A 24335-nucleotide genomic window follows, 5' to 3' on the forward strand; every position below is an offset into this window, starting at 1 on the left:
GAATTTCCGGGAATGTAGCAGCTTGAAAATCGACTTTTTCAACAGTCTGCATAAATCCACTTATTACAGCTTCCGGCTGTAATTTATCATAGTTCTGTCTATGAACGGATTAGCTGAGTATTATGAATATGCAGATTAGCCTAGACGCAGCTTCTGGCTGCTCTCACTGTGCATATGAATTGAAAGGTTACTCTTAATAGCAAAGGTTGTCCCGGCAGGAATACTTTACATTTCATAATTCACATCATCATGTAGGCTTGCCTGCCGGAACAACCTTATAATTGAAGCACTTAGCGGGGCCGCAGCCTGCGCAGGGGTTACGCCAAAAAGCACATAAGAATAACAAGGAATCCAGCAGGCCATCCCGCTGCTCCCAGACCGCGAAATATGCTTTTTAACATCCGCTTCATTACATATACTTCCTCGCACGCTCATTGTCTTGGTGCCAGCAACGCTCATTCAAAAGAATGACCGGGTAGGCTCCCTGCTCTCCATCACTTCACCGCCAGCCGCAGACATCTCATATTAGAGTACTCATAGCCCGCCGCTTCATAAAAATGCAGCGCCCGCGCGTTCTCCGCATCGGCCAGCAGGCTGATCCGCAGAAATCCGCGCTCTTTGGCGTAAGCAACTATACCGTCCATGAAAAAGCGGCCGCTGCCCTGCCTCCGCTCTTCAGCTGCTACAATGAAATCCTCCAGCATGATTACCGGCCCGCCTTCGAACGTGCTGAACGCAAACACCAGATTCACCATACCAGCCACCTTATCTCCCCGTTTGAGCAGCAGTAATTGACCGCGTTCCGGATGCGCCAGAATCAGCCGCAGTCCCACCCTCTGCTTATCCAGGTTAGCCGCCGCACTGGCGAAATCCTGCTCCATTCCAAACAGCTCCTGCAGCAGCAGGCACATTTCTTCCAGATGCTCTGTCCCGGCTTTGGCTATCGTCAGCATAGTCCCGTTTCATCTCCGTTTCCATTTTATTTGGAATGGCTTAAGGCTCTGATGATGCTGAAAATAGCGTGATGATTAATCTCTTGCCCCTATCATAAATGATTCCTGCCGTAATCAACTGTGACTTTTCCCCTGTGAAAAAGAAGGCCGCTAAACGATACTGTATGTGAGATTCATGCAAGAAGCAGCCTACTACGAATAAAAGGACTGAGATCATGACCAGAAGTATTATTGTTACAGGCGGAGCCATTATTAAAGATAAACACGGCCGGATATTGTTACAACAACGGTCTGATTACGGGGATTGGGGATTGCCCGGCGGGGGAATGGAGGCCGGTGAAACGATTGAAGAGACCATGATTAGAGAAGTTAAAGAAGAAACCGGACTTGAGGTCAATCACTATAATCTACTCTCCATTTATACAGGAGCAAGAATGATGTACACCTATCCTGATGGAAATGAAGTTGTGTTTGTCATGATCTGAAAGAAAAGGCCATAGGACTTCTAAGAACCTGATCATGTTCTATAAAATAACAGCAGGCGCCATGGACTTTGTTGTGTCCATGGCCATGGACTTTGTTGTGTCCATGGCGCCTGCTGTTCCTACGGTGCATCCATCCGCGACACCAGATACTCGCGCAGACTGCTGTAATCCCCGCCGCTGCGGATGTCAGCGAAGGAGCGGCTGACGCTGCCTTCAGTGAGCGGATTGGCGAAGTCCTCGACAATTCTGCCCGGTCCGGGATGCATGACAATCAGGCGGCTGGACAGCAGCAGTGCCTCATCCACATCATGGGTGATGAAGAACATGCACTTCCCGGTCTTGCGCCAGATCTCCCGCAGGTGGATCTGCATATTCTCGCGGGTCAGGGCGTCCAGCGCGCTGAACGGCTCGTCGAGCAGGACGATCTCCGGCTCTGCAGCCAGGGTGCGGGCGATAGCCGCCCGCTGCTTCATGCCTCCGGAGAGCTGATGCGGATACAGCCCGGCCGAGGCCGTAAGGCCCATCAGCTCCAGTAAATAAGCGACACGCTCCCTGCGCTCAGCCTTGGGCTGGTTCTTCATCCGCAGCCCGAACTCAATGTTACGGGCTAGCGTCAGCCAGGGAAAAAGGTTCGCCTGCTGGAACACCACGCCGACCTCGGAATCCGGCCGGGTATGGCGTTTGCCGTTAATGGCGATGCTGCCCTGCGACGGCTTCAGGTACCCGGCGATAATGTTCAGCAAGGAGGTTTTACCGCAGCCCGAAGGTCCAAGGACTACAACGAATTCACCCGGTGTCAGCTGCAGGTTAACATCCTGCAGCACCTGCCTTGCTGTGGTCCCTCTGCCATAGGTGAGGCCGATGCTCTCCAGCAGGATACCCTGTCCGCTGCCGTTGGAGGTTACCGGTACCGCAGCAGCTCCGGCCATACCGGAAGCCGCCCCCCTGCGTCCGCTCTCCCCGTAATTCCCGGCACTCAGTACACCTGTACCACCGGGACCGTCCAGTTTTTCTTCCAAGATCATCGCGCCACCGCCTCCTTGTCATTGCTGGTCTAATTACCGGTATACAAATCGCTCCGCAAAGCCTGCTGGTAGACCGAGAGGTCCGGTGAATCGGTGATCGACTTCTGCTCTACAAGGAAATCACCCGTGTCCTTCAGCAGCTGTCCGAATGCGCCCGGCTGATCCGGCGTGCCCATATATTCAGGGGCTGATTGCTGCGAGGCATCCAGCACGATAATTTCATTCATCGCCTTAAGCGTGGCTTCGGCGCTAAGTCCAAGCTCAGCAGACATCGCTTCCGCAGACTCCTGCGGGTGATCCCGGTAATATTTCACCGCTTCATCCAGCACAGCGATATAGCCCTTAACGGCATTCGGATACTTCCCGATGAAATCCTTGTGCACCACGCCGAACTCTCCGGTAATGCCGCCTTTGGCCGCCACATCGGCTGAGGTAATTATGACCTTGCCGCCATCCTCCACCAGCTTCGACTGGCTCGGCTGCCAGGTATAAGCGCCGTCGATATCGCCTCTCTGCCAGGCGGCAACGATGTCGGGAGCCTGCATATCAAGTATGGTAATGGATGCAGGATCAATGTTCTCCTGCTTCAGTGCCGACAGCAGGCTGAAATGCGAGGTGGAGCCGAAGGTGGTAGCGATCTTGTGGCCTTTGAGCTCGGCGAGGGAGCTGATTCCGGCAGCACTCTTGACTACCAGTGCCTCACTCTCGCCGATGACATCATGAATATAATAGATTTGATCCGGCAGACCTTGGGCCACACCGGACGCTCCCGGAGGGGTACCCAGCAGGCCGAAGTCGATTCCGCCGCTGGCAATCGCCACGTTCACGTCGCGGCCGGAATCGAACTTGAGCCAGGATATTTTGATATCGGGATATTTCTTCTCCAGCAGGCCGAGGGACTTGGCCAGCAGCTCGCCGTTTGGTGAGACCTGATAGCCGATGCGGATTTCCTTCGGCAGCTCTTCCGCCGCGGCAGGTGCGGGCGTAGCTTCCTCAGCCACCGCCGCAGCTGCCTCCGTAGCGTTGGCGTTCTCTGTGGCAGCCGCCGCTTTCGCTGTATTGCCGCTGTTCCCGCTATTGCTGGCAGAATTGCCGCAGCCGGATACCACCACCAGCAAAGCGAATATTGCCAGAAGGGTCCCTAAGCGAAACTTTGAATGAAGCTGTTTCATATATTTTCTACTCTCCTTTTATGAAAACCATAGTTATTCATTGCTCCGTCCAAGGCGATACACGCCGGATTAAGCTGCGGATAATCAGATCAATCACGATGGCGATCAGTGCCATGATGATAATGCCCAGATACATAATATCGCTGCGCAGGAACTTGCTCGCATCCAGCACCAGCCAGCCGACTCCAGATACGGCAGCCACCATCTCCGCAGCAACCAGCGTGGAATAGCTTACCCCGACTGCGGTCCGCAATCCGGTTAACAGCTCAGGCAGCACCGAGGGAAAGATCACGAAGGCATACAGCTTCCAGCCCCGTGCGCCCAGCGATCTGGCCCCGTTGATCCGGTCCGGACTCAGCCGCTGCACACTGAACACGGCCGTAATGAAGAGCGGAGCGAAAGCCCCGAGAAACAGCAGCAGCACCTTCGACACATCCGTAATGCCAAACCAGAGAATGAGCAAAGTGTAGTAGGCAAGCGGCGGCAGCGGCCGGTAGAATTCGATAAAAGGATCAATAACCGCACGCAGCACCCGGTAACGGCCGCATAGAATCCCCAGCGGCACAGCCGTAACAAAGGCTGCGGCCAGCGCGAGAAACAGCCTGCGCATGCTGGTGCCGATATGGTTCAGCAGCGTTTGGCCTTTGTACCCTTCATGCAGAACATCGGTGAAGGCTGCCCATACGGTCTGCGGCTCCGGCAGGAACAGCGGATTCACCCACTCTCTGGCACTGACCAGCCACCACAGCAGCAGTGCGGCCAGCAGGGAAGCCACCGAAATTCCCCGGTACAGCCATTCTTTGGACCAGCCTGCTGCTGCAGGCGGTAACGCGGATGCCGTTGATTCAACCGGATTCCGGCCGTTGCCCTTTGGTTCGCTAACGCTGATACTCTGCCCTTCCTCAGGACGCGCTGCCTTCGGTGTATTGCTCTGCATGTTGCGGGTCTCCTCTCTCTTGCCGGCATACAAAAAGGCCTGACTCCGGCAAGCAGGGCAGTTTCCGCCCTTGCTCCGGCTAATCAGGCCTCCGGCTGTCCGGTAGGCTTGTACCTGAATTTATGAATTTATTATTCTGAACCCGTTACGATGTCAGTCTTAAGCCGATCATGCCGATAATAATGATGGCCAGGCATATCAGTTTGGACGGTCTAAGCGATTCTCTATACACCATGGCCCCCAGCACGACCGCTCCGCAGGAGCCGATGCCCGTCCACACGGCATAGGCCGTCCCGACAGGTATCGTCATTACCGAGCGCGACAGGCAATAGAAGCTAAGTGCAAGGGCGGCAACTGCGGCAACAGAGGGCCAGAGCCGACGGAATCCCCGGGAATATTTTAATAGAGGAACACTGGCGACCTCCGAGAATCCGGCAATGATCAGCAGCAGCCAGCCCACTAGCGCAGGCCTCCTTGTTCACGGTCTGCCGGGGACGTCGTTGACAATGGCAGGAAGTGCCCTTTCTTCAGTGCCCGGCCAGGCTCACCGCCCCGAAGCGCTGCATCTGCTTCACCGCCGCCTTCCTGCGGCTCACTCTCATCCCCAGCCGTCAGCTTCAGGCCGATCATGCCACAGAGCAGCAGCAGAATGAAGAAGATCCGCCAGAACCCGGCGGGCTCGTTCAGCAGCAGCATTCCGGCAGCGGCAGTGCCTGCCGCCCCGAAGCCGGTAAATACGGTATATGCGGTTCCAACAGGCAGCCGCATCATGGCTTTTACATATAAGGTATAGCTTATTCCAATGCAGCACAGGACAAGCAGGCTCGGCCAGAACAAGCGGAAGCCTTGACTGTATTTCAGCCCGGTGGCCCAGAAGATATCCACCAGTCCTCCGGCAACAACATAGAACCAGGCCGACATGCTGCGGTCCTGCAATGCAGAAGTCTGTTTCAGTGCATTCATATCTGTGCTTCTCCTTATCCGTCTAGCCGATGAACTGGAGCATGGAGCTGAAGGATTTGATCGTTTCCATCATTTCTTTCTCCATTAAGGAGAGATGGTGCCGCTTCGTCCAGGCCAGGACAATCGACACATCCAGCTCCGTATCGGCAATATCGAGCGGCACAATGCTGCCCTTGTTCAGGAAATAATCACTCATGAATTTCGGGGCAAAAGCAGCGCACAGGTTCTGGCCGATCACATTCTCCAGCATCGGAAAGCTGTCCAGCCGGTAGGCTACGTTGTAGTCTCCGTGCTTCTGCAGCAATTCGGACACCCAGCAGTCGGTGGCGAACTCTGTATTATACAGCACCAGCGGCTGGGCCAGCGCTTCCTGCAGGGGAACTGACCCCCGGCCTGCCAATTCTGAATCCTTGCTGACAAGCAGGACCAGACGGTCGCGGAACAGCTCTTTGATGCAGAGATCCTTCTCCTCTTGTTGTCCGCAGGTCTTCATAACGACACCGAAGTCTGCCTTGCCGGCCGCAATGTCGCGCAGATTATTGTTCGATTCCCCGACCTTCATCAGCACATTGACACCAGGATGCCTATATTTGAACGTAGTTAGCGCATTGACCATGATCGTGTTGCTGATGAACGGCTCCACCGCAAGATGGATACTCCCGGTCATGGCCTGCGTATTCTCCTCAGCCAGTGCCTTGATGTCCTCCAGCAGGTCGATAGCTTCCATCGCCTTCTGAATCACAGTCTGGCCGATATCGGTCGGCTGAACGCCCTGGTTGGTCCGCTTAAACAGCAGAATGCCGAGTTCAACCTCAAGCTTGGATACCGATGAGCTCAGCGCAGGCTGGGAAATGTAGGAGCGCTCGGCAGCCGTCGATATGGAGCCCGTTTGGGCTATCGCCACTATATGATAGAGCTGTTCCAGACGCATGGCTTCTCCCTCTTGATTCTTAATAGCCTCATTATATAACTATAAAACCAATGTGACTACTAGGAAAAAAGTCTGCTTCATCTCCTGCTGCGTCCTGCTACGCCATTGTTCAAGGCACCCATTGCTTTAACTGCTCCACCAGTACCGGATGCGGGTGAAGCCCGCCAAGCCGCAGCTTGACCTCGCCGTTCAGGAACAGCACCAGCTGCGGGATGCCCCGCAGGCGCAGACTCTGAAACAGCAGCCGGTATTTGCCGGCATCTACGCCATACACATTCATCCGGCCCTGGAAATCATGGGCTATGGCCTCGGCTACCGGGAACAGCTGCCTGCAGATTTTGCAGCGCCGGGAGCCGAAGAAGACAAGTACAGGACCTTCACTGCCGAAAGCGAGCGCTTCGAATTCACTGTCCGTAATATGGGAGACCGGCCTGCGCGGAATTTCCGGGCGCATGCTTACGCTCCGCCCCCCGTACCTGCTGTCACTGGCTCTCCCGCCTCTGCGGGTTGTCCTGCCGCCGGAATTTCCTCCTCCGCAGAACCGGCCAGAATCTGATAGATGATCCCGCCCTCAGCATTCTCCGGCACCGGGGACCCGGTAAGATGGCAGATGGTCGGCACGATATCAACGACTTTGACTTTGCGGTCGATGACTTCCCCGCTCTTCACCCCGGCTCCCAGGGCAATAAACAAAGCTCTCATGGAGTACCCCAGCAGAGTGTGGTTGCTGAGGCCGTTCCCGTGGCAGCGGGTGAAGTCAGGCTCAAGGATGTAGAAAATATCGCCGGAGTTCTCTCCGCCAAGACCCACGACTTCCATGTCATTACGGTTCAGCGCGAAGCTGATGACTCTTCTGCCTGTTTTGGGATCACGGTAGCTGTACAAATCATCGATGATCTTCGCTACAGTCTTGTCATAGTCCGCCGGATCTACAATCCCCTGCGGATCACGGCCTTTTACATTCAGATAGATGAATGTGGCGCGCTGGGCAACGGCCGTCGTGCGGCTCCAGTCGATCTCATAGCTGCCTCCGCTTTCCTTAAGCTGAGTGTACCCCAGATCACCGAGAATACCGACGTTGATCCCCCACATGTCGCCGATCAGCGGATGATCAGTCTCGGGGTTCTTCGCCACTCCCGCATGGTCGGAGACAATAAAGGCCGCCGTCCCGCCATCCAGCCGGTCCAAGAGAGCGCTGATGAAGCGGTCGCTGATCTCATAGATTTTATAGATAATCTCCTGATAACGTTCATACTCCGCAGACGCAGCGGGCAGCGTATGGTCCAGATAGAAATGATTGAACATATCAATACCATGCATGTGCGTGTAGAACAAATCCCACTCGTTGTTATCCAGCAGATGATTGATCGCATCCACATGCCAGCTGTACATTTCCTCAATCGACTCCAGCAGCACCTGATCCGCCTGCGGATTCAGACGGCTGTAATTGGAGGGCTGTAGCATCGGACCGACTTTGCTGTATAGCTCCTCTCCGATATTTTGCGGATAAAAGTATTTGCCCGTCTTCAAATCGAGCACGTATGAGGCGTAGAACTTAAAGCTGTTACCGGCGGGGTCCAGCTCCAGCACACGGATTTTGTAGGCGACTGGAATGTCCGCGCCCTCAATGCTGTAGGTGTCATAGATCCAGCCGCTCCATTCTCCGGGTCCGGCTTCACCGAGAGGTTCTGCTGCCGTTTTGGAGGCATAAATCTGAATTCTGCTGTACTGCCCTTGCTCGTCGGCAACCAGCAGACCGTACCGTCTGGCCTGGCCGTTATTTACCGGAACCGCGAACTCACGCGCTCCTGCCGGAGCAGATGTCCAGCCTTCAGCCGGTCTCAGCGGCGTATAGATCTGATCCGCAGTCGGCACATCTGCAGACAACTCTCCATCCTGGGTCGTCGTGACCAGCCCCGGCTGGGTATAGCCATAGCCTTCGTAAGTATCCTTGCTGATCTCGGCCTTCTGCGACGTTTCTTCTCCTTCAAACCGGCAGTTGGCCCCGGTATTATCCACGACATGGGGGATTTCAATTAGCTCGGTATATTCCGCGCGGCCTTCATATACTTTCTCATAGTCAATGTAACCGCGCAGATTGGTGTAGATGCTTGTTCCGTCCACATAGATTGCATCCTCCACCTGCGGCGGCCAGGACGTTGGATAGTTGAAAATAATACTCTTTTTGCCCGCCCGTGCATAAGCCTGCCAGATCGTCTCCGCCTTCAGCAGCCCCGAGTCAAAACCATAATCCAGCACATCCAGCTCATTGCCGAGCGTATGGTTCCAGAAGCAGGTAATGCCATGGGTCGCCGGATACGCGCCCGTAGCAATAGATGCCCAGTTCGGCGGCGTTATCGCCGGAAGCACGCTCTGCATACCCAGATCGCTGGTGGTTACACCGGCATCGAGCGCTCTTTTGAAGCCCGGAAGCTTGCCTTCTGCCACATATTTGCGGATGACTGCCGGATCTGCACCGTCCAGACCCAGCAGCATTACCTTCTTCGCTTTGCTGTTATTGCTGCTGCTATTATTGTTGTTGCTGTTGTTGCTGCTGCCGTGAGCACCGTCTTTGCCGTTTGCCATAACCTCACTCCGTCCAGGGATTTTTAGATATTCCTATGAGATAACTAGGAATTAATCTCTGTGGTCATTATAGACGGCAGCCCGTGCGCTTGTTAAATAGACGTTGCTTATACGGGTATAAGCGGCGCTTATCCCCGCAGGACCAGTGGAAACGGCTTTGCAGTCCTTTTAAAGGGCGGGATCGTTTCAAAGCGAAATATCCCGCCCCATTACAGGTGCAGGATATCCTCTGGACTCGCTATTCCGCTTCAGTCCGGAAGCTTAGCTCAGCGCGTGCGGAACTCCCGCGGAGTCTGGCCGGTCTGGCGGTGGAAGAGGCGGGAGAAGTAGTGGAGTGAGCTGAAGTGGTATTTCTCGGCTATTTCGGTAATACTCAGCCGGCTATGCAGCAGGTCTTCTTTGGCCCGGTTGACCCGGAAGCGGTTCATATACTCCACAGGTGAGACCCCGGTAGATTTGCGGAACAGCTCGAAGAAATGCCCCCGGCTCAGTTGAAGACTGCTGTAATATGCCTCCAGCGGCTTCGGTACATCATGCAGCAGATCCTGCTCCATCTGCTCCAGCAGACTGCTGATCCTCCGGTCCGGTATGGGCTGGCCGCTCAGCAGCAGATGGAGCAGATCATCAATAAACTCCTGGAAATGACGCTGAATATTCAGATTGCGGATGAAGGTCTGCTCGTCGTCGAACTCTCCTGCCTTATAGAACTTCTGAAACCGCTCTGTCCACCCGCGCAGCAGCCCCACATCCATGGACAGCGGAAGCGGATACGGGAAAAGAGGTCCCAGCAGCTCCTCCTTCAGTTGCTCCGGCTTATAGCAGATCGGGCAGGCCCAGTCGAAGACACCCTCCCGGTCCACATGATGCCAATCGAAATAGCAGCACAGATGAACCATGGGTTCGGCAGCGTCTGCACGCCATTCATGAAGCTGCCCGGGCGGGAGATGGATCAGCATTGCCGGACTGACCCGTTGGGACTGTCCGCCGGTTAACAGCATCCCGTAGCCTTCGCTGATCAGGTAAACCGAGCTCATATAGCAGATTCTCGGGGAGCTGGATTGCCCTTTGGCAAAGGGATAGCGGGTAGCCAGATAGACGTAAGGATGCATAGCGGAAAAGTTCATATGCTCCTCCTCCTCTCCCTTCCTTCCTTTCATTGGTGCGATTACTCTGTAACGTTTGAAGCCTGCGCGGCTTCAATGGCAGCTGCCAGCTCTTCGTAAGATGAACCCGGCAGCAATTGGCCGTTCACCATAAACTTCGGTGTCCCGTTCACCCCGTAATTTCCTGCGGTTTTTAAATCCTCCTTGACCGGAAGCATGTAAGTACGCGCCTGCAAATCCTTCGCGAAGCGGTCATAATCAATGCCGCTGATGTTGTCCTTCACGAAATCAAGCATGAACTGCGGGGTAGCCCAAATCTTCGTCTCATCCCCCTGATGGTCGTACAGCTTGCTCATGAATTCCCAGAATTTATCGTTGTCCTGAGCAAATACCGCTTCACCCGCGCTGGCCGCCATAATCGAATCCCGGTCGATGAAGGCGAAGTTAATGAAGAACAGTTCTGCCTTGCCGGTATCTATGAATTCCTGTTTGAACTGTTCAAAATAGGTCTCCTTCCACTTCTTGCAGGCCGGACACTTGAAATCGGCGAATTCAATCACCTTGGCTTTGGCTGTGCTGCTGCCCAGATGCGGCTGCTTCTCATATTTCAAGCCATTCGCATCGAAGTCTCCGCGGATTTCCGTATAATTGGGCAGTCCGTCTAGCCCGCCCGCCGCCTTGGTCCGGGTAAGGAACGCTACGGATACAGCCAGCACCAGCATAATGAATATAATGACCGGAACTGCGAATCCGTAACTTTTCTTTGTTTGTTTTACCTTTGATTTAGCCATCCCTATTTATCCCCCTAGATAAAATTAACACCGCTTATTGATAGCGCTTTCTATGCTGAATATAAGCCGGGGGATGTTTCAACGTAAAGGTACACTTGCGGCAGCGGGGTACCTTTCCCCCGTTCAGACCGGGCGTGACAGTCCAGCGTCAATTCACCCGCCGATCGTGCAACAACCGGACCCTCTGCTAAATACTTTCCTGCGGGATTCGCCTACGATTTATACAGGTAAACCCTACAGACGGTTTAGTGCATTTAGAAAAACAGGTCAATACAGCTTGGAGGAGGCATAACTAAGATGAAAAAAACTAAGGTATCATCGGTGACGGAGGGTGCGGAAGCGGCGAAGGCAGAGGTGGTGGAGCTTGGGATGGCTGGAGCGGTGGCGGAGGCAGAGGATAAGGAGGAGTTTGATGCGGAGGCTGGGGCAGCGGCGGATTGTACAGCGGCAGGCAGTCTGCTTCATACCCAAGAGCAGGCGGGGCGGCATAATATTACCTTCAGCGGTCCGGCGGCGGACTTCTTCGAAGGGGCGCTGCTGGGCAACGGCGGGCTTGGTGTGGTGGTGACCACCCGGCCGGATGCGGTTATACTGCACTTCGGACACAACAATGTCTGGGATATCCGCATTGCCGAGCATCACGCAGAGGATATTCTGAACTTCCAGGAAGTGTACGACCGCTTCGCTTCGCTTCCCGCTGATCTCCGCCAGCTTACGGACAACCCGTGGTACCGCGAATACTGCGAAATGGCCGGAGACAACTACAGCAAGCCCTACCCGCGCCCGATGCCCTGCGGCTCGCTGCTGCTCCGGTATGACCGGCGCCGCGCGGAGGTACTCGGCCACACGGTGCATATTGGCGACGGACGCTGCACGGTTGATTTCCTGATCAACGGCAAACCGGCGGTATTCGAGCTGTTTGTGGAGGCGGAGCAGGACCGGGTGTGGATGTCGGTAACAGATACGGCGACCGGTTCGCAGGTTCCGCTGTTCCATGAGGCCAGGCTCATCCCCGATCCCAAGACACCGCAGGAATTCCCTCCGGCGTCTTGGGAAAACGATGCTGGTGCTGGCTTGCTGGCTTTTACACAAATTCTGCCGCACATGGAGTTCCCCGCTTCGCCTTACCTTCCGCATGAGCGGGACAAGGCGTTCCGGCTGGCGGTCCGGCTGCCTGGAGCAGAATTCATTGGCAGCGGCAGCATTTCCCGTCTGGATAGCTCAGGGAAATCCGGCGGATTTCTGGCCTGCGCAGAATTGCGGGAGGGACCGGCAGCGGAGATAGCGACTGGCGGAGTTAGGTGTGGAGCCGGATATAAGTCCAGACCTGGAGTCGGAGCGGAATCTGGGGTTGTGCCACAAACCGGAAACGGAAACGGGTCCGGAGCCGAACACGAGTCTGAAGCCGATGCTGGAGCTATAGCTGACACAGGAACTGTAATCGGTGCTCAACCTGGACCTAGCGCATCTGCTAGGATGAACGCGCTGACACGCGCCGCTTACGACCACGCGCTGGCGCAGACCCGGGAAGCATGGCGGGAATACTGGGGACATTCGTTTGTCGCCTTGGAGGAGGAATTTCTGGAGCGGGTCTGGTACCGGAATCTCTACTTCCTGAACTGCTCCGTCAAAGCGGGAATAACCTGCCCCGGACTGTTCGCCAACTGGAGCTACGGCTCCATCGGAGCGGAATGGCACGGAGATTATCATATGAACTACAACACCCAGCAGCCATTCTGGGTGACGTTCTCCAGCAACCATCTGGAGAAGCATCTGCCCTACGCAGACATGGTGGATCATGTACTGCCGGTCAGCCGAAAATGGGCACGCGAATATTACGGACTGCCCGGCGCCTATTTTCCGCATTCTGCCTATCCGGTAGCAATGAACATGATGCCTTACCCTGTTCCGCATTGGGGCTGGGAAATATGCGAGACCCCATGGACTGTACAGAGTTTATGGTGGCATTATCTATATTCCATGGATAAGGAATTCCTGCGCAGCCGCGCCTTCACGCCCATGAAGGAAGCCGTCCTGTTCATGACGGCTTATATGAAACGTCCTGAAGCCTATGGTCAGCCCTGGGAGGACGGGTGTTATCATATTTTCCCGACGGTGGTGCCTGAGTTGTATGAGATCACACCGGGATTTGCCCGCAACAGCGATTGCCTGATCGATCTGACGCTGACCAAATTTATCTTCCGGGCATTCATCAGTGCCTGTGCCGTTCTGGGAGAGGATGAAGCAGAAGGAGCCCTGTTAACAGAAGTACAGGACATCCTGAATCACTTCCCGGAGTATCCGGCAGCCGAATCCGCTTCGGGCCGTGTATTTGTATCCGTGGCAGGCGAAGACCCGGACACTGTCTACAATGTCCCGGTTCCGCTGACCACCGTCTTCCCCGGCGAGGAACACGGTCTGCATTCTCCTCCGGCAGAGTATCAGACGGCGGTGAATACTTACCGCAATCATCTCAATGAAGGCGGGAATGAGCTGGTGTTCCAGCCTCTGGCCGGGGCACGGCTCGGTATCCTTGATCTGGAGCGGTTCAAGCGGCAGATCCGGTACTGCCTGCTGCCTAACGGCACCTGCACAGATAAAGTGCTGATGAGCGGCGGACGCTACTCCGATACGGACGACTTCAGCTTCATGGCGCGCATGGGTATCTGGTTTGAGAATTTCGCACTGCCCGCCGTTATCAACGAATGCCTGCTCCAGAGTTATAACGGCGTGCTGCGCTTTTTCCCCAACTGGCCGGAGCATGACAGCGCAGAATTCCGCAGCCTGCGCGCGGTAGGCGGCTTCCTCGTCAGTGCGTCCATCCGGGCAGGTGAAGTGCAGCATATCGAGGTGTTCAGTGAAGCAGGAGCTCCGTTATCCTTCTATATTCCTTGGGAGCAAGGGGCCGAATGTACCCGTTCCTCCGGGGAGATGCAGACCTTCACAGGTATAACCGCGGATATGCAGACTTCTGCCGGGGAAATTATCCGCATCGTTAAAGCGGGGGGATAGCTCCTAAATCAAATCAATCGCCAGAGAACAAACTAGGTGAAGCCACTTTGGCAGCTTGCTTGCTGAGGATTTGCAATGACTGGATTACGGTATATGCGGCAGGCTTAATCTTAGTTGCACTTTGTACAACTATATTATCTGATTTAGAACGGATTATCCGTTTAGTTGTATTCCGTACAATTAAACTGCCGTACTTAGAAGGTTTTTACCGATTCGGCAAATTTAGTTGTACAGACTACAGTTATAAGAGGCGAGCAGCCCTTTTCGCCTTTTTTAGTTGTACATTATACAACTATCACGGAATTCCCCGTTGGAATTGAATACTCAAATTGCTGCATGTATGAAATGTTTGAATGAACCCACTACTCTAGCTCTGATGTAGTACGATTCAGTCGACAGTTCCATAGCGCCATAGTCCCCTAAGGCTTCATTCCCACCAAGAACACATGGTTATCGTGCAAAAGCAGCAAATAAGCGGGGGCGAATTTCACCCCCGCTTTTCTTACGCCAATAGCTCCAGCCGGCTGCCCAATTTGTAGCTTCCGCCTGCTTCCGCCTGGAAGTCTGTTCGTACATCACCCCATCGCACCATCACCGTTCCCGGAGAAAAGGTACGGACCTCGGCTGCAGTCAGCTGGCCGTTATCCCAGGCAACATCCACTTCCGCATTACCCTTGGCCCGCAGGCCGGATACCGCTCCAGTGCTCCATGCCGCAGGAAGGGCAGGCAGCAGATGAATCTCTCCCGCGTGGCTCTGCAGCAGCATCTCCGCAATAAGCGCTGTACCGCCGAAATTCCCGTCGATGACGAAAATATTGCTCTCCGCTCCGGCAATGCCCGATTTGGAGTAGGTGAACAGATTATCAAAGCACAGGCCGCCGATCAGGTGAGAAATATGCTTATAGGCATTCTCCCCGTCATGCAGCCGGGCAAACCCGAGTCCGAACAAAGCCGCCGTAAACTCCACATCCTCCAGCTCGTTCTGTTGCATCCGGTTCTCCAGCGTAACTCTGGCTGCCCTGCTGAGTTCCGGTGTCCGGCCGGGAGTAATCTGATTGCCGGGGTACAGCGCGAACAGATGAGACAGATGCCGGTGTTCCGGCTGGGCTTCCTCATAATCCTCCAGCCACTCCTGCAGCTGCCCCTTCCTGCCGATCTGGAGCGGTGGAAGCTTAGCTGCAGCCGCCTGAAGCGTCTGCCGAAACGCTTCATTCTGGTCCAGAAGCGCTGCCGCCATCAGGCAGAATTCAAACAGCTCCCGGACCAGAATCTGGTCCATCGTCGGACCCATGGACAGCTGCTGTGCTCCTTCTTCGGCATGACCGGGATAGAAGCTGTTCTCCGGTGAATTCGCCGGTCCGGTAACCAGCCAGCCATACTTGGGGTGGATACACATGTAATCGAGGAAGAAGATTGCAGCTTCTTTGAGCACCGGATAGGCCTGGCGCGCCAGGAACTCACGGTCCAGATTATATTCATAATGCTGTATCAGATGTGTGGCAAGCCATAGTCCGCCTGTAACATTAAGTCCCCATGAAGTCTCCCAGCCGGGAAGCGTAAATCCCCAGACGTTCGAAAATACATGCGCAACCCAGCCCTTGCTGCCGTACAGATGGCCTGCAGTTGATTTTCCCGCCTGTGCCAGCTCTTCAACATAGCGCATCAGCGGAAGATGGCTGTCCCCCAGATTCGTAATCTCCGTAGGGTAATAATTCATCTGGGTGTTGACGTCCAGATGATAGTCACAGCTCCAGCCCATCCGGCAGGCTTCCCCGTCATTCCAGATCCCCTGCAGATGCATAGGCAGCGGCGAATCCGCCCGTGAACCGGCGATCGTCAGGTAACGCCCATACTGCAGGAACAGCGCGAACAGCTGGGGATCATCCCCGCCGCCCCGGGCCAGGGATTGAATACGCTGACCGGTAGGGAGATCGGCCTTATCTGAGCGCCCCAGGTGAATATTCACCTTGTCATACTGGCTGCGGTAATCGGTAATATGCTCTTCTCGCAGCAGTTCGTAGCCCTTGCCTGACGCCTGATCAATGGTGCTGCGGCTTTCTGATTCCCAGTCCGCATCTGTACGGCGGTAATTCGTGCTGACGGCGAAGTAAATCCAGGCTTCATCCGCTCCGCTGACAGTCAATTGGCCGTCACCGCTATGAATCGAACCGCCGGATATCACCACCTTGACCCATCCTTTGGCATAGACTCCGCAAGTGCCGTTGCTGTGTATATTTTCTGTTGCCTGGCTCTTGAATTCCAGCATATCGCCTTCCACGGCTGTCGCTCTAAACTGCCCCGTCCCGTTCACCAGACTGAGCGAAAAGGACACTGTACCCGGCAGTCCGCCCCAGATCCTTGACGCTACCAGATCACCCGCATGCGAGGCAAAAACCTCACGGTGCAGCGTTGAACTCTTACCCTGATGCACCGCTCCGGCCACCCCATTCGTCAGATCGAGCTCCCGCCGGAATTGTCCGCCATCTCCTGATTCCTGCTCCCGGTTCTGCATCTGCTCTGCAAAATCAATCACCACCTCGCATAGTCCGAGGTTCGTGCCGAAATTCTGCTTCTTAGGCTGCAGATGCCGCTTAGCCAGACGGTCGCCCCCTTCGTAATCCCCGCTGAAGAAATACTGGCGCATTTCTTCCAGAGCAGCCTTACCCCCTCCGGAGGAAGGTACCGGGTCGCTCTGCCCCGACCAGTAGGTGACCTCGCTCATACTCCATACTTCACGGTGTGGAGCAGCCATCACGACTGCCCCTAATCTGCCGTTCCCCAGAGGCAATCCCTGGGCCCAGCTCACTGCCGGCTCAGAATACCATAATTTGAAATCATTCATACCGCATTCTCCTGTCTGTCATAATCTGCCCGCCTCCAGCAGGTTCAAGGCACACTTACACTCACTGTTCCTCTATGCAAAAAGAATTCTCTCTCAAGTCTACTTCGCTACAGGCCGTAAGCCGGACAGCCTTCTCAAGGCTTGAGAACCTATCCTTTTCCATGCCCTTGTCTTTATCTTTGTCTTTGTAAATGCCCATTTCCCTGCTTCGATCTCCCGCATCTGCCGCCGCAACAACCACACGGTTATGCCTGAACGTTAATCCCTCCGTGCTTCTGGCACTGAGAACGGGGGTATCCCAAGTCTCAAAGAGATTGTGCTCTATGCGGATATTCCGGTGCACAGGCGCCCTGCTGTCCGCTTCCTTATTCTCCGGGGCTATGTGGATGACCGGAGCTTCACTGCTGCCGCAGGCAATGAAGGTGTTCCCGGTAATGGTCATATCTCTGACAGCACCAGACTCATACCAGGACTCCGCATCGGCAGCAACCAGAATGGCGCTCATCTGCATCCGCTCGAATACATTGTCCGCAATCACAGTCCTGCGCCTTGTAGTCACCAGAATTCCCCTGGTCGGAATCCGCCGGAAAACATTCCCCCTGATCTCCACCTCAGGAGTCCAGGTGACATTCTCAATGACATCATTTCCGCCGATACCCGGCGGGACCCGCCCTTCCAGTGTTAACTCCAGTTCACGCGGATTCAACTGCCGGACACCGGCAACCCGGCTGGCTGCATAAGCTGTCAGGGATTCCGCACGGACGAACTCAATCTCATCGCCCGGGTGAAAGGCCATGAACCCATACGTTTGCGGATGCATAAAGCGGACCTTCAACGTGTTTCCGGCAGACTGCCCGGCAATCCGCAGATAGGTGCCGTGCACATTGATTGCATCATCATGCGCCCCGCTAAAGCGGCTGTCTTCGATCAGAAGCTGTCCCCGGCAGCCGGACAGATGAATGAAATCGGCGAATCCAGCAACAGTCCGCCCGGTTTCAGGGCGCGGTGACAAATCCAGCTGCCGGAAGACAAGATCCCGGCTGAACTGGCCCACGATCCCCAGCCCGTGCATGAAATGCACCCCTGTGTTCTGAAGCGTCACACCGGAGCACTCCGTGATGAAGATTCCGGCCTGATCCCGGATGCCGTCCCGCACCTGCAGGACTGTCCCCGGGGCAACATCCGGCCTGAAACCGAAACTGAAACGCAGACTGTGCGGGCCGATCACCTCGACAAGCCGCGCCTCCGCCAGCCAGTTATCTGTCCGCCAGGTTATGTTCTGCACGGGATCATAGACCTGCATCGGACCTTCACAGAACCGCCAGCCTGCCCCTATCCAATCCAGGCTGCCGCCGATCAGCTCATACCGTGAATCCGGGTGCACGGTGACTTCGCAGAAGTCCGCACCGCATTGCTCCACGGTCATCTCGGCTACTGTAGGCTGGACATAATCCAGATGCAGGTTGCGGATCTCCATGTCCGTGCAGCCGTCCAGAATCAGCATCGTCTGCTTTCCGTGGAAGAGGAACAGCGAGCCGTTCCCGTCCAGTGTCAGCTGACGCTGCCCTTTCAGCAGTAGCCCGGCGGTCTTGGTCACATCGGGAAGCTCTTCCTCGCTGGCCGTGTTGGTAATGTAATAAGGAACCCGGAGCGCGGCGTCCGGGTAGAAATGATAGCAGCCCTGCGGGCAGTCCAGCAGCACCGGTCCTTCCAGCCTGCCTGCGGCTTCTATTGCCCGCCGCATCGCAGGCTGGGCATCCCCGTCCGAATCCGGAACGGCGCCGAAATCAGTCAGCCGTAGCACAGTCCGGTGAACCGGCTGATCATCGTCTGCGGGATGAACTTCGTGATGAATATCAAACACCTCCCGGATGAATAGTTATGAAGCAGACGGCTCATGAGTTGCCGGACTGCTCAGCTGCGGTGCTGCATCAGTTGTACAGTAGCTTAAGTACCCGCAGACCGGTCCCGGTACTCCGGCTGTCCTTGTGCATTGTATTGCGAATTGTAACCTGCAATACGCCGCGTTTCTCTTGAACCGGGAATAGTGCCAGGATTGGACGGTAAGCATTCAGGCACCAGTCATCGAACAGATTGACTTCAGCGTAAGGCCCGCCGTTCAGCGAATATTCCACAATACCCGAGTCCGGCCCGTACAGCAGCACCAGTCCGGCACCTTGTCCCGTCACCGTGAAGCTGAATTCCGCCTGCGGGTCATCGGTATGGGCATGCTCTGTAGAGAACCGCCAATTCATCAGCGGCTCCCCGGGCTCCAGCTCCTGGCTGCGGAAGCCTGCGGAATAGGCAGCCGCGCTGTAATCCAGCAATCCACCGTTCTCATAATTCCGGCTATCCAGCGGAGCGGGCAGTGCCGCTTCCTTTATCAGCTGCACCGTCTCTTGCGCTTCTGCTTCCTCTCCAGGTACTCCTGCTTTACGCCCCGTTTCCTTTTTCAGCACCGCCGTCTCTTGCGCATCCGCTTCCTCTCCAGGTACGGCTGCTTCCCGCCCCGCTTCCTTTTTCAGCACCGCCGTCTCTTGCACTCCTGCTTCCTCTCCAGGCACCGCCACTACCGGCCCCGCTTCCGGCCCTGCTTCCTCCAGCCATCCCGGCTGAACGCCGCATGGCACAATCGCCTGCTGCAAGTACTCCTGCACCAAGCCGGCATAAAGCGCATGCCCCGCATCGAGCGGATGGTATCCATCCGGAGCGAACCTCTTCCAACTCAGCTCACCAGTGTGGATCATGGTGTACACCTTTGCCGCACAGTCAATCGACGGGATGCCGTAATGATCGGCCACCTCCTCATGCACGGCGATATTAAAAGGCTTGTAGCCGGTCAGATTCTTGTCGGCTGCCGTGTATACGAAGATCAGCTCCGTCTCCGGTGACAGCCGCCGGCACTGGCGGACAATTCCTTCCATGCCGCGGATGGACTCCCCGCGGTCCTCCCCGTCATTGACGCTGAATTCTACAAACAGCAGATCTATCTCCCCGTGCCGCAGCACATGCTCCTGCAGCCTGTGTGCACCGAAGGTGGAGGTAGTCCCGCCGACTCCGGCGTTAATGCAGCGCACGGGATGGCCTGCGTATAACCTTTGCAGGTACGCTCCGGTCAGTGCACGCCAGCTGGTGGTATCCGCATCCGAAGCGCCGGCCCCCTCCGTAATCGAGCCGCCCAGAAAAGCGGCTGTAAGCGGTGCATCCCCCGCAAGCTTACTTCTCATCCCTGGCAATCCCCTGCGCGGCGTAATGCCTGGATTGCCGCCGCTGTTCTTGTAGCCCATGAGTTCACCTCCAGAAGCCATAAATGGATACGTCCTTATGCCTTTTTATTTGTCCTTAAGTTCAGCTTGCGTCCCTACAAACAGCAATGCCGGCCAAGGAGGCCGGCATCCGTTTTTGCAGCGGTTAGGCCGCCCGCGTTTCCGCGCTATCCGGCTTTATTTCGCTGACACATCATAAGCCTTCTGCAGAATCTCCAGATAGCGGTCCAGCTTCAGGTCTTTAAGACCTTTTACATAAGCATCCCAGTCCTTGTTCAGATCCTTGTTGCCCGTAATGAACTGCAGCTCGTTCTGCTCAATGTAGTTTCTGAGGTTCGTCTGCAGCATGCTGGCTTCATCGATGTCACTTGGGTCAATCCAGATCGACCAGAGCGGGAACAGATCCTTCGGTTCATGGCCCTCATACAGCAGCGTAGCATCATAGAGTCTGCGTTCATATCCGTTGGAAGCATAGATATCTGTTCCCTGGACAAAAGTATCGCGGTACTCCTTCGGCATATAGAAGTGGCCCATTCCGCTCCAGCCCGCATTGCGCGGCGCTTCGCCTTCTGCCATCGGAATCTGCTTGATCACCGGCTTCGAATCCTTGCCGAGTGCCACATCGCCTTCGCCCGGATCGGTCCAGTCAATGCCCTTCATCCCGCTGGCCGAGTTAGTCTGGCCTTCCGGTGTGAACATATAATCCACCATTTTGATTAAGGCGATTTGTGCTTCTTCACTCGCTTTGTTGGTAATGACAAACTTGGCTCCCGGCGATACACCGCCTGCATCATGTGTAGCAAATGAGACTCCGGAAGGACCGGTAAGCGGAGCAAGCGGGTTGTAATGAGCTGAACGCGTGTTGCCCGGGTCAATATTGATGAAGATGGCAGGGTGCATGCCCGCACCGGCGCCAAGAATTTCCGCATCGGCGTTCTCGCCGATTTTCTTGAAAGCTTCAGCATTCTGGGTGAAGGCCCCCGGATCAATCAGCCCGGCATCGAACAGGGATTTGATATAGGTCAGGCCCTCTTTCCATTCCGGCTTGATGGCTGCTGATTCGACCTTGCCGTCCGGTGTCAGGTTGAGGTAATTGCGGTCATCGTCATAGACGAAGCTGTTCATCAGATAAGGAATAATCCGTACACCGAAATCTTCAGTGGAACCGCTCAGTGGCACTTCATCGGCCTTGCCGTTGCCGTTCGGGTCCTGTGTCTTGAAGGCTTCCAGCATCTGCTTGAACTCCTCGGTAGTTTTCGGTGCTTCCAGATTCAGCTTTTTGAGCCATTCGGTGTTGATCCACATTTTATTCGGATAAGAGCAGTGGAAGCATTCCGTGTAAGCGCCCAGCCCGTAAATATTGCCGTCCGGCGCCGTGTTCAGCGTCTTCAGCGCAGGCGTTTTTTCCATTGCTGCCTTAATGTTCGGTGCATACTTGTCAATCAGATCATTCAGCGGCACAAGAACGCCCTGCTGGCCGTATTTCAGCACATCGCCCTGCGAGAATTCATCAATGTAGGCGGTGAGCAGGTACGCATCGGGATAGTCGCCGCTGGCCAGCGAGATCTGGCGTTTCTCTTTGGCCCCGTCGGACGGGTTGATCTGCCAATCGAACTTGATGTTGAATTTGTCCTGAAGGAAGGTGGTGAATTTATTGGTCGGAATATCAATGCCTGATTCCTGGACGGCAAAGACGCTGACCTCAACAGGTGCTGCCGCAGCCGGTGTATTTCCGCTTGCATTCCCGCTGGTGGCCTGGGCGCCCGAAGGGCTGTCTGTATTTTTGCCCGAGCATCCGCTGATCACAACTGTAAATACCGTTACCAGCATTAACAGACTAATAAGGCTTTTCTTCAAAATCAATCACTCCCTTTTTTAAGTTGAACAGGGTGGATATTTCTTGCTGCCGGCGGATGAACTCACCCCCTTTGCAGATGTATCTGCCGTGACTCAGCCCTTAACGGACCCGACCAGCATTCCTTGAACAAAATAACGCTGCACAAAAGGATAAATCACCAGCACCGGCAGCGTAGCTACAACAATCAGTGCATATTTCAGAAGCTCCGCCATCTGCTGCCGTTCTACCATCGCCATTGCATCCATCGCTCCGGAGCTGTTGTTCTGGATAATGATACTGCGCAGCACCAGCTGAAGCGGGAACAGATCCGCCGTCTTCAGATAGATCAGTGCGTCGAAATAGGAGTTCCACTGACCGACGGCGTACATCAGCACCAGCACCGCAAGGATCGGCTTGGATAACGGAAGCACTACGCTGCGGATGAACCGCATGTCACTGCAGCCGTCGATCTCGCTGGCTTCGAGCAGTTCCTCGGGAATTGAGGCTTGGAAAAAGGAACGGGCGATGATCACCTGCCACACCCAGATGGCATTCGGAATCAGGAGCGCCCAGCGGGTATCGATCAGGTGCATTCGCCGGACCACCATATAGGTGGGGATCAGCCCGCCGCTGAAGATCATCGTGAACGTTATTACCATCATTAACACATTCCGTCCAAAAAACGCTTTGCGCGACAACGGATAAGCAATCATAACCGTCAGGGTGACGCTGATCAGTGTGCCGGCCGCCGTATAAAATATTGAATTGGCATAACCTGAAACAATCTCATGTGTACTGAACAGCACCTTAAACGCCTTGAAGGAAATATCGACGGGCCAGAGCCATACCCGCCCTGAGGTTACAGCCGCCGGACTGCTGATGGAGCTGCTGATAATGAAGATAAGCGGATACAGTACGGCTATCACCACTAGGATGAGCACCGTATAGACCACAGTGAGGAAAATCCGGTCACCGGTGGATTCTTTGATTTTTTGGGAAACTGCTGCCGAAGCGGCCATACGAGCACTCCTTTCCTACCAGATGCTGTTGTTCGTGATTCGTTTGGCCAAGCCGTTAACCGTAAGCAGCAGGACCAGATTAATCAGGGAATTGAATAAACCGACTGCGGTGGCGAAGCTGTAATTGGCATTCAGCAGGCCGATCCGGTACACATAAGTAGCGATGATCTCGGAATTGACGATATTCAGCGGATTCTGCAGCAGATAGACCTTTTCGAAACCGATCGCCATCACGTTGCCCACATTCAGGATAAGGATAATCACAATCGTCGGGACGATGCCCGGAAGGTCGATGTGGCGGATTTTCTGGAACCGTGAAGCTCCGTCCACCTTGGCGGCCTCGTACAGCGTAGGGTCAATGCCGGCCAGGGCGGCCAGATAGATGACGGCGCTATAGCCTGCGGTCTGCCAAATATCGGACCAGACATAAATCGAGCGGAACATGCCGGGCTCCCCGAGGAAATTCACCGACTCCAGCCCGAAGAAATTCAGGGCAATATTGGCGAAGCCGAGTCGCGGAGCGAGAAACAGCATAATAATCGATACCATAACCACCGTCGAGATAAAGTAAGGAGCGAAGGAGACCAGCTGGACAAACCGTTTGAACCGTCCGCCGCGGATTTCGTTGATCATCAGTGCCAGCAGGATGGGAATCGGGAACCCCGCCAGCAGCAGGAAGCCGCTCAGCAGAATGGTATTCTTCACCAGCGTCCAGAACATCGGATTCTCGAAAAAAAGTTCAAAGTTCCTGAAGCCTACCCATGGACTGCCCCATATGCCTTTGATGACGTTATAATCCTTGAATGCCAGAACTGCATTCGCCATCGGATAATACTTGAAGATCAGAAAAAACAGCAAAGGTGGAATGACCAGCAGATGGAGCTGCCAGTGCTTCAGCATGCTTTTTCCGGCATTCGAGAGCCAGCTCTGGCCTTTCCTCCGGGGCGCCGGCTTGTTGTTTAAAATCAGATTTTTCTCCAGATTAATCCCCCCTAAAGTTGTGCCAGCGTTTACTGCGTTGGTTTGTGCCCATGATTGTACCTCGTGCAAAAATCGCTGCGGAAGCGTGTGATTGGTTTCCGTGTGGCTTCGTTAGTTCATTTTGCGTAAAACTTGCTGCGGAAGCAGGTACTTGGTTGTGCTAAGTTGCTTCACTTGGATTGCTTCAAGCAGAACTTGCTGCGGAAGCAGGTGTTTAGGTTTGACTGGCTAAACTGTGTGATAGCGCTTTCTCCACGACTCGATCATAAGGTGCTGCGCCGGGTCTTGAACAGGTACATTTCCGTATTTTGCGTACAGTTCACCCGGATTCCGGGGTCCATTGCATACGCTTACATCCCGCATTCCGCTTATACCTTGTCCAAATCAGGGGCACTTCTGCCCCTCATTTCCTCGTCCCGCCCACTTTTGGCG

19 protein-coding genes are annotated in these 24335 nt (G+C 54.9%); 2 read left to right on the plus strand and 17 right to left on the minus strand.

Annotated features, from left to right (window positions below):
- Nucleotides 1-494: 494 nt before the first annotated feature.
- On the minus strand, nt 495-953 hold the full coding sequence (locus QW71_RS29340) for a GNAT family N-acetyltransferase (RefSeq protein WP_039307774.1): 459 nt from the start codon (nt 951-953) through the stop codon (nt 495-497).
- Nucleotides 954-1168: 215 nt separating this feature from the next.
- Here QW71_RS29340 and QW71_RS29345 point away from each other — a divergent pair, with 215 nt between their 5' ends.
- Nucleotides 1169-1438, plus strand: a complete 270-nt coding sequence (locus tag QW71_RS29345; protein WP_083442782.1) for an NUDIX domain-containing protein — start codon at nt 1169-1171, stop codon at nt 1436-1438.
- 119 nt (nt 1439-1557) lie between these two features.
- On the opposite strand, the gene QW71_RS29350 is transcribed toward QW71_RS29345, so the two are convergent.
- The 10 genes from QW71_RS29350 to QW71_RS29395 form a co-directional block, all read right to left on the minus strand.
- The gene (locus QW71_RS29350) at nt 1558-2463 is read right to left on the minus strand and encodes an ABC transporter ATP-binding protein (protein WP_235441590.1); all 906 of its coding nucleotides are present in this window, start codon (nt 2461-2463) and stop codon (nt 1558-1560) included.
- A 29-nt stretch (nt 2464-2492) separates the two neighbouring features.
- Entirely contained in the window at nt 2493-3635 is a 1143-nt protein-coding gene (locus QW71_RS29355; RefSeq protein ID WP_039307777.1) for an aliphatic sulfonate ABC transporter substrate-binding protein, read from the minus strand.
- A gap of 37 nt (nt 3636-3672) precedes the next feature.
- The gene (locus QW71_RS29360; RefSeq protein ID WP_083442783.1) at nt 3673-4572 is read right to left on the minus strand and encodes an ABC transporter permease; all 900 of its coding nucleotides are present in this window, start codon (nt 4570-4572) and stop codon (nt 3673-3675) included.
- A 145-nt stretch (nt 4573-4717) separates the two neighbouring features.
- On the minus strand, nt 4718-5032 hold the full coding sequence (locus tag QW71_RS29365; protein WP_039307779.1) for a multidrug efflux SMR transporter: 315 nt from the start codon (nt 5030-5032) through the stop codon (nt 4718-4720).
- Entirely contained in the window at nt 5032-5535 is a 504-nt protein-coding gene (locus QW71_RS29370) for a multidrug efflux SMR transporter (RefSeq protein WP_063776479.1), read from the minus strand. The genes QW71_RS29365 and QW71_RS29370 overlap by 1 nt, the downstream gene beginning before the upstream one ends.
- 22 nt (nt 5536-5557) lie before the next feature.
- A complete protein-coding gene (locus QW71_RS29375; protein WP_039307781.1) occupies nt 5558-6466 on the minus strand; it encodes a LysR family transcriptional regulator in 909 nt (302 codons plus the stop codon).
- Nucleotides 6467-6575: 109 nt separating this feature from the next.
- Entirely contained in the window at nt 6576-6920 is a 345-nt protein-coding gene (locus QW71_RS29380) for a co-chaperone YbbN (RefSeq protein ID WP_052770423.1), read from the minus strand.
- Between the two features lie 2 nt (nt 6921-6922).
- The gene (locus QW71_RS29385) at nt 6923-9052 is read right to left on the minus strand and encodes an alkaline phosphatase family protein (protein WP_063776480.1); all 2130 of its coding nucleotides are present in this window, start codon (nt 9050-9052) and stop codon (nt 6923-6925) included.
- 266 nt (nt 9053-9318) lie between these two features.
- Nucleotides 9319-10176, minus strand: a complete 858-nt coding sequence (locus tag QW71_RS29390; protein WP_039307783.1) for a helix-turn-helix domain-containing protein — start codon at nt 10174-10176, stop codon at nt 9319-9321.
- A 41-nt stretch (nt 10177-10217) separates the two neighbouring features.
- Nucleotides 10218-10946: a thioredoxin domain-containing protein gene (locus QW71_RS29395; protein WP_039307786.1), complete on the minus strand. Its 729-nt coding sequence runs from the start codon at nt 10944-10946 to the stop codon at nt 10218-10220.
- 297 nt (nt 10947-11243) lie between these two features.
- Between QW71_RS29395 and QW71_RS38355 the strand changes: the two genes are divergently transcribed.
- Entirely contained in the window at nt 11244-13958 is a 2715-nt protein-coding gene (locus tag QW71_RS38355) for a glycoside hydrolase N-terminal domain-containing protein (protein ID WP_052770425.1), read from the plus strand.
- A 502-nt stretch (nt 13959-14460) separates the two neighbouring features.
- On the opposite strand, the gene QW71_RS29405 is transcribed toward QW71_RS38355, so the two are convergent.
- From QW71_RS29405 to QW71_RS29430, 6 genes are all read right to left on the minus strand, one after another.
- Entirely contained in the window at nt 14461-16800 is a 2340-nt protein-coding gene (locus QW71_RS29405; RefSeq protein WP_039307789.1) for a glycoside hydrolase N-terminal domain-containing protein, read from the minus strand.
- Between the two features lie 61 nt (nt 16801-16861).
- On the minus strand, nt 16862-18664 hold the full coding sequence (locus QW71_RS29410; RefSeq protein WP_052770427.1) for a right-handed parallel beta-helix repeat-containing protein: 1803 nt from the start codon (nt 18662-18664) through the stop codon (nt 16862-16864).
- Nucleotides 18665-18731: 67 nt separating this feature from the next.
- On the minus strand, nt 18732-20087 hold the full coding sequence (locus tag QW71_RS38360; protein WP_052770429.1) for an SGNH/GDSL hydrolase family protein: 1356 nt from the start codon (nt 20085-20087) through the stop codon (nt 18732-18734).
- 156 nt (nt 20088-20243) lie between these two features.
- Nucleotides 20244-21923, minus strand: a complete 1680-nt coding sequence (locus QW71_RS29420) for an extracellular solute-binding protein (RefSeq protein WP_039307791.1) — start codon at nt 21921-21923, stop codon at nt 20244-20246.
- 93 nt (nt 21924-22016) lie between these two features.
- A complete protein-coding gene (locus QW71_RS29425; protein ID WP_039307793.1) occupies nt 22017-22922 on the minus strand; it encodes a carbohydrate ABC transporter permease in 906 nt (301 codons plus the stop codon).
- A gap of 15 nt (nt 22923-22937) precedes the next feature.
- Nucleotides 22938-23822, minus strand: a complete 885-nt coding sequence (locus tag QW71_RS29430) for a sugar ABC transporter permease (RefSeq protein ID WP_039307795.1) — start codon at nt 23820-23822, stop codon at nt 22938-22940.
- Nucleotides 23823-24335 lie beyond the last annotated feature (513 nt).

This window comes from Paenibacillus sp. IHB B 3415 (assembly GCF_000802655.2).
Taxonomy (GTDB): domain Bacteria; phylum Bacillota; class Bacilli; order Paenibacillales; family Paenibacillaceae; genus Paenibacillus_AQ; species Paenibacillus_AQ phytohabitans.

Coding starts and splice junctions, on each gene's coding strand:
- QW71_RS29340 (WP_039307774.1), bottom strand. CDS start 953: ATGCTGACGATAGCCAAAGCCGGGACAGAGCATCTGGAAGAAATGTGC.
- QW71_RS29345 (WP_083442782.1), top strand. CDS start 1,169: ATGACCAGAAGTATTATTGTTACAGGCGGAGCCATTATTAAAGATAAA.
- QW71_RS29350 (WP_235441590.1), bottom strand. CDS start 2,463: ATGATCTTGGAAGAAAAACTGGACGGTCCCGGTGGTACAGGTGTACTG.
- QW71_RS29355 (WP_039307777.1), bottom strand. CDS start 3,635: ATGAAACAGCTTCATTCAAAGTTTCGCTTAGGGACCCTTCTGGCAATA.
- QW71_RS29360 (WP_083442783.1), bottom strand. CDS start 4,572: ATGCAGAGCAATACACCGAAGGCAGCGCGTCCTGAGGAAGGGCAGAGT.
- QW71_RS29370 (WP_063776479.1), bottom strand. CDS start 5,535: ATGAATGCACTGAAACAGACTTCTGCATTGCAGGACCGCAGCATGTCG.
- QW71_RS29375 (WP_039307781.1), bottom strand. CDS start 6,466: ATGCGTCTGGAACAGCTCTATCATATAGTGGCGATAGCCCAAACGGGC.
- QW71_RS29380 (WP_052770423.1), bottom strand. CDS start 6,920: ATGCGCCCGGAAATTCCGCGCAGGCCGGTCTCCCATATTACGGACAGT.
- QW71_RS29385 (WP_063776480.1), bottom strand. CDS start 9,052: ATGGCAAACGGCAAAGACGGTGCTCACGGCAGCAGCAACAACAGCAAC.
- QW71_RS29390 (WP_039307783.1), bottom strand. CDS start 10,176: ATGAACTTTTCCGCTATGCATCCTTACGTCTATCTGGCTACCCGCTAT.
- QW71_RS29395 (WP_039307786.1), bottom strand. CDS start 10,946: ATGGCTAAATCAAAGGTAAAACAAACAAAGAAAAGTTACGGATTCGCA.
- QW71_RS38355 (WP_052770425.1), top strand. CDS start 11,244: ATGAAAAAAACTAAGGTATCATCGGTGACGGAGGGTGCGGAAGCGGCG.
- QW71_RS29405 (WP_039307789.1), bottom strand. CDS start 16,800: ATGAATGATTTCAAATTATGGTATTCTGAGCCGGCAGTGAGCTGGGCC.
- QW71_RS38360 (WP_052770429.1), bottom strand. CDS start 20,087: ATGGGCTACAAGAACAGCGGCGGCAATCCAGGCATTACGCCGCGCAGG.
- QW71_RS29425 (WP_039307793.1), bottom strand. CDS start 22,922: ATGGCCGCTTCGGCAGCAGTTTCCCAAAAAATCAAAGAATCCACCGGT.
- QW71_RS29430 (WP_039307795.1), bottom strand. CDS start 23,822: ATGCTGAAGCACTGGCAGCTCCATCTGCTGGTCATTCCACCTTTGCTG.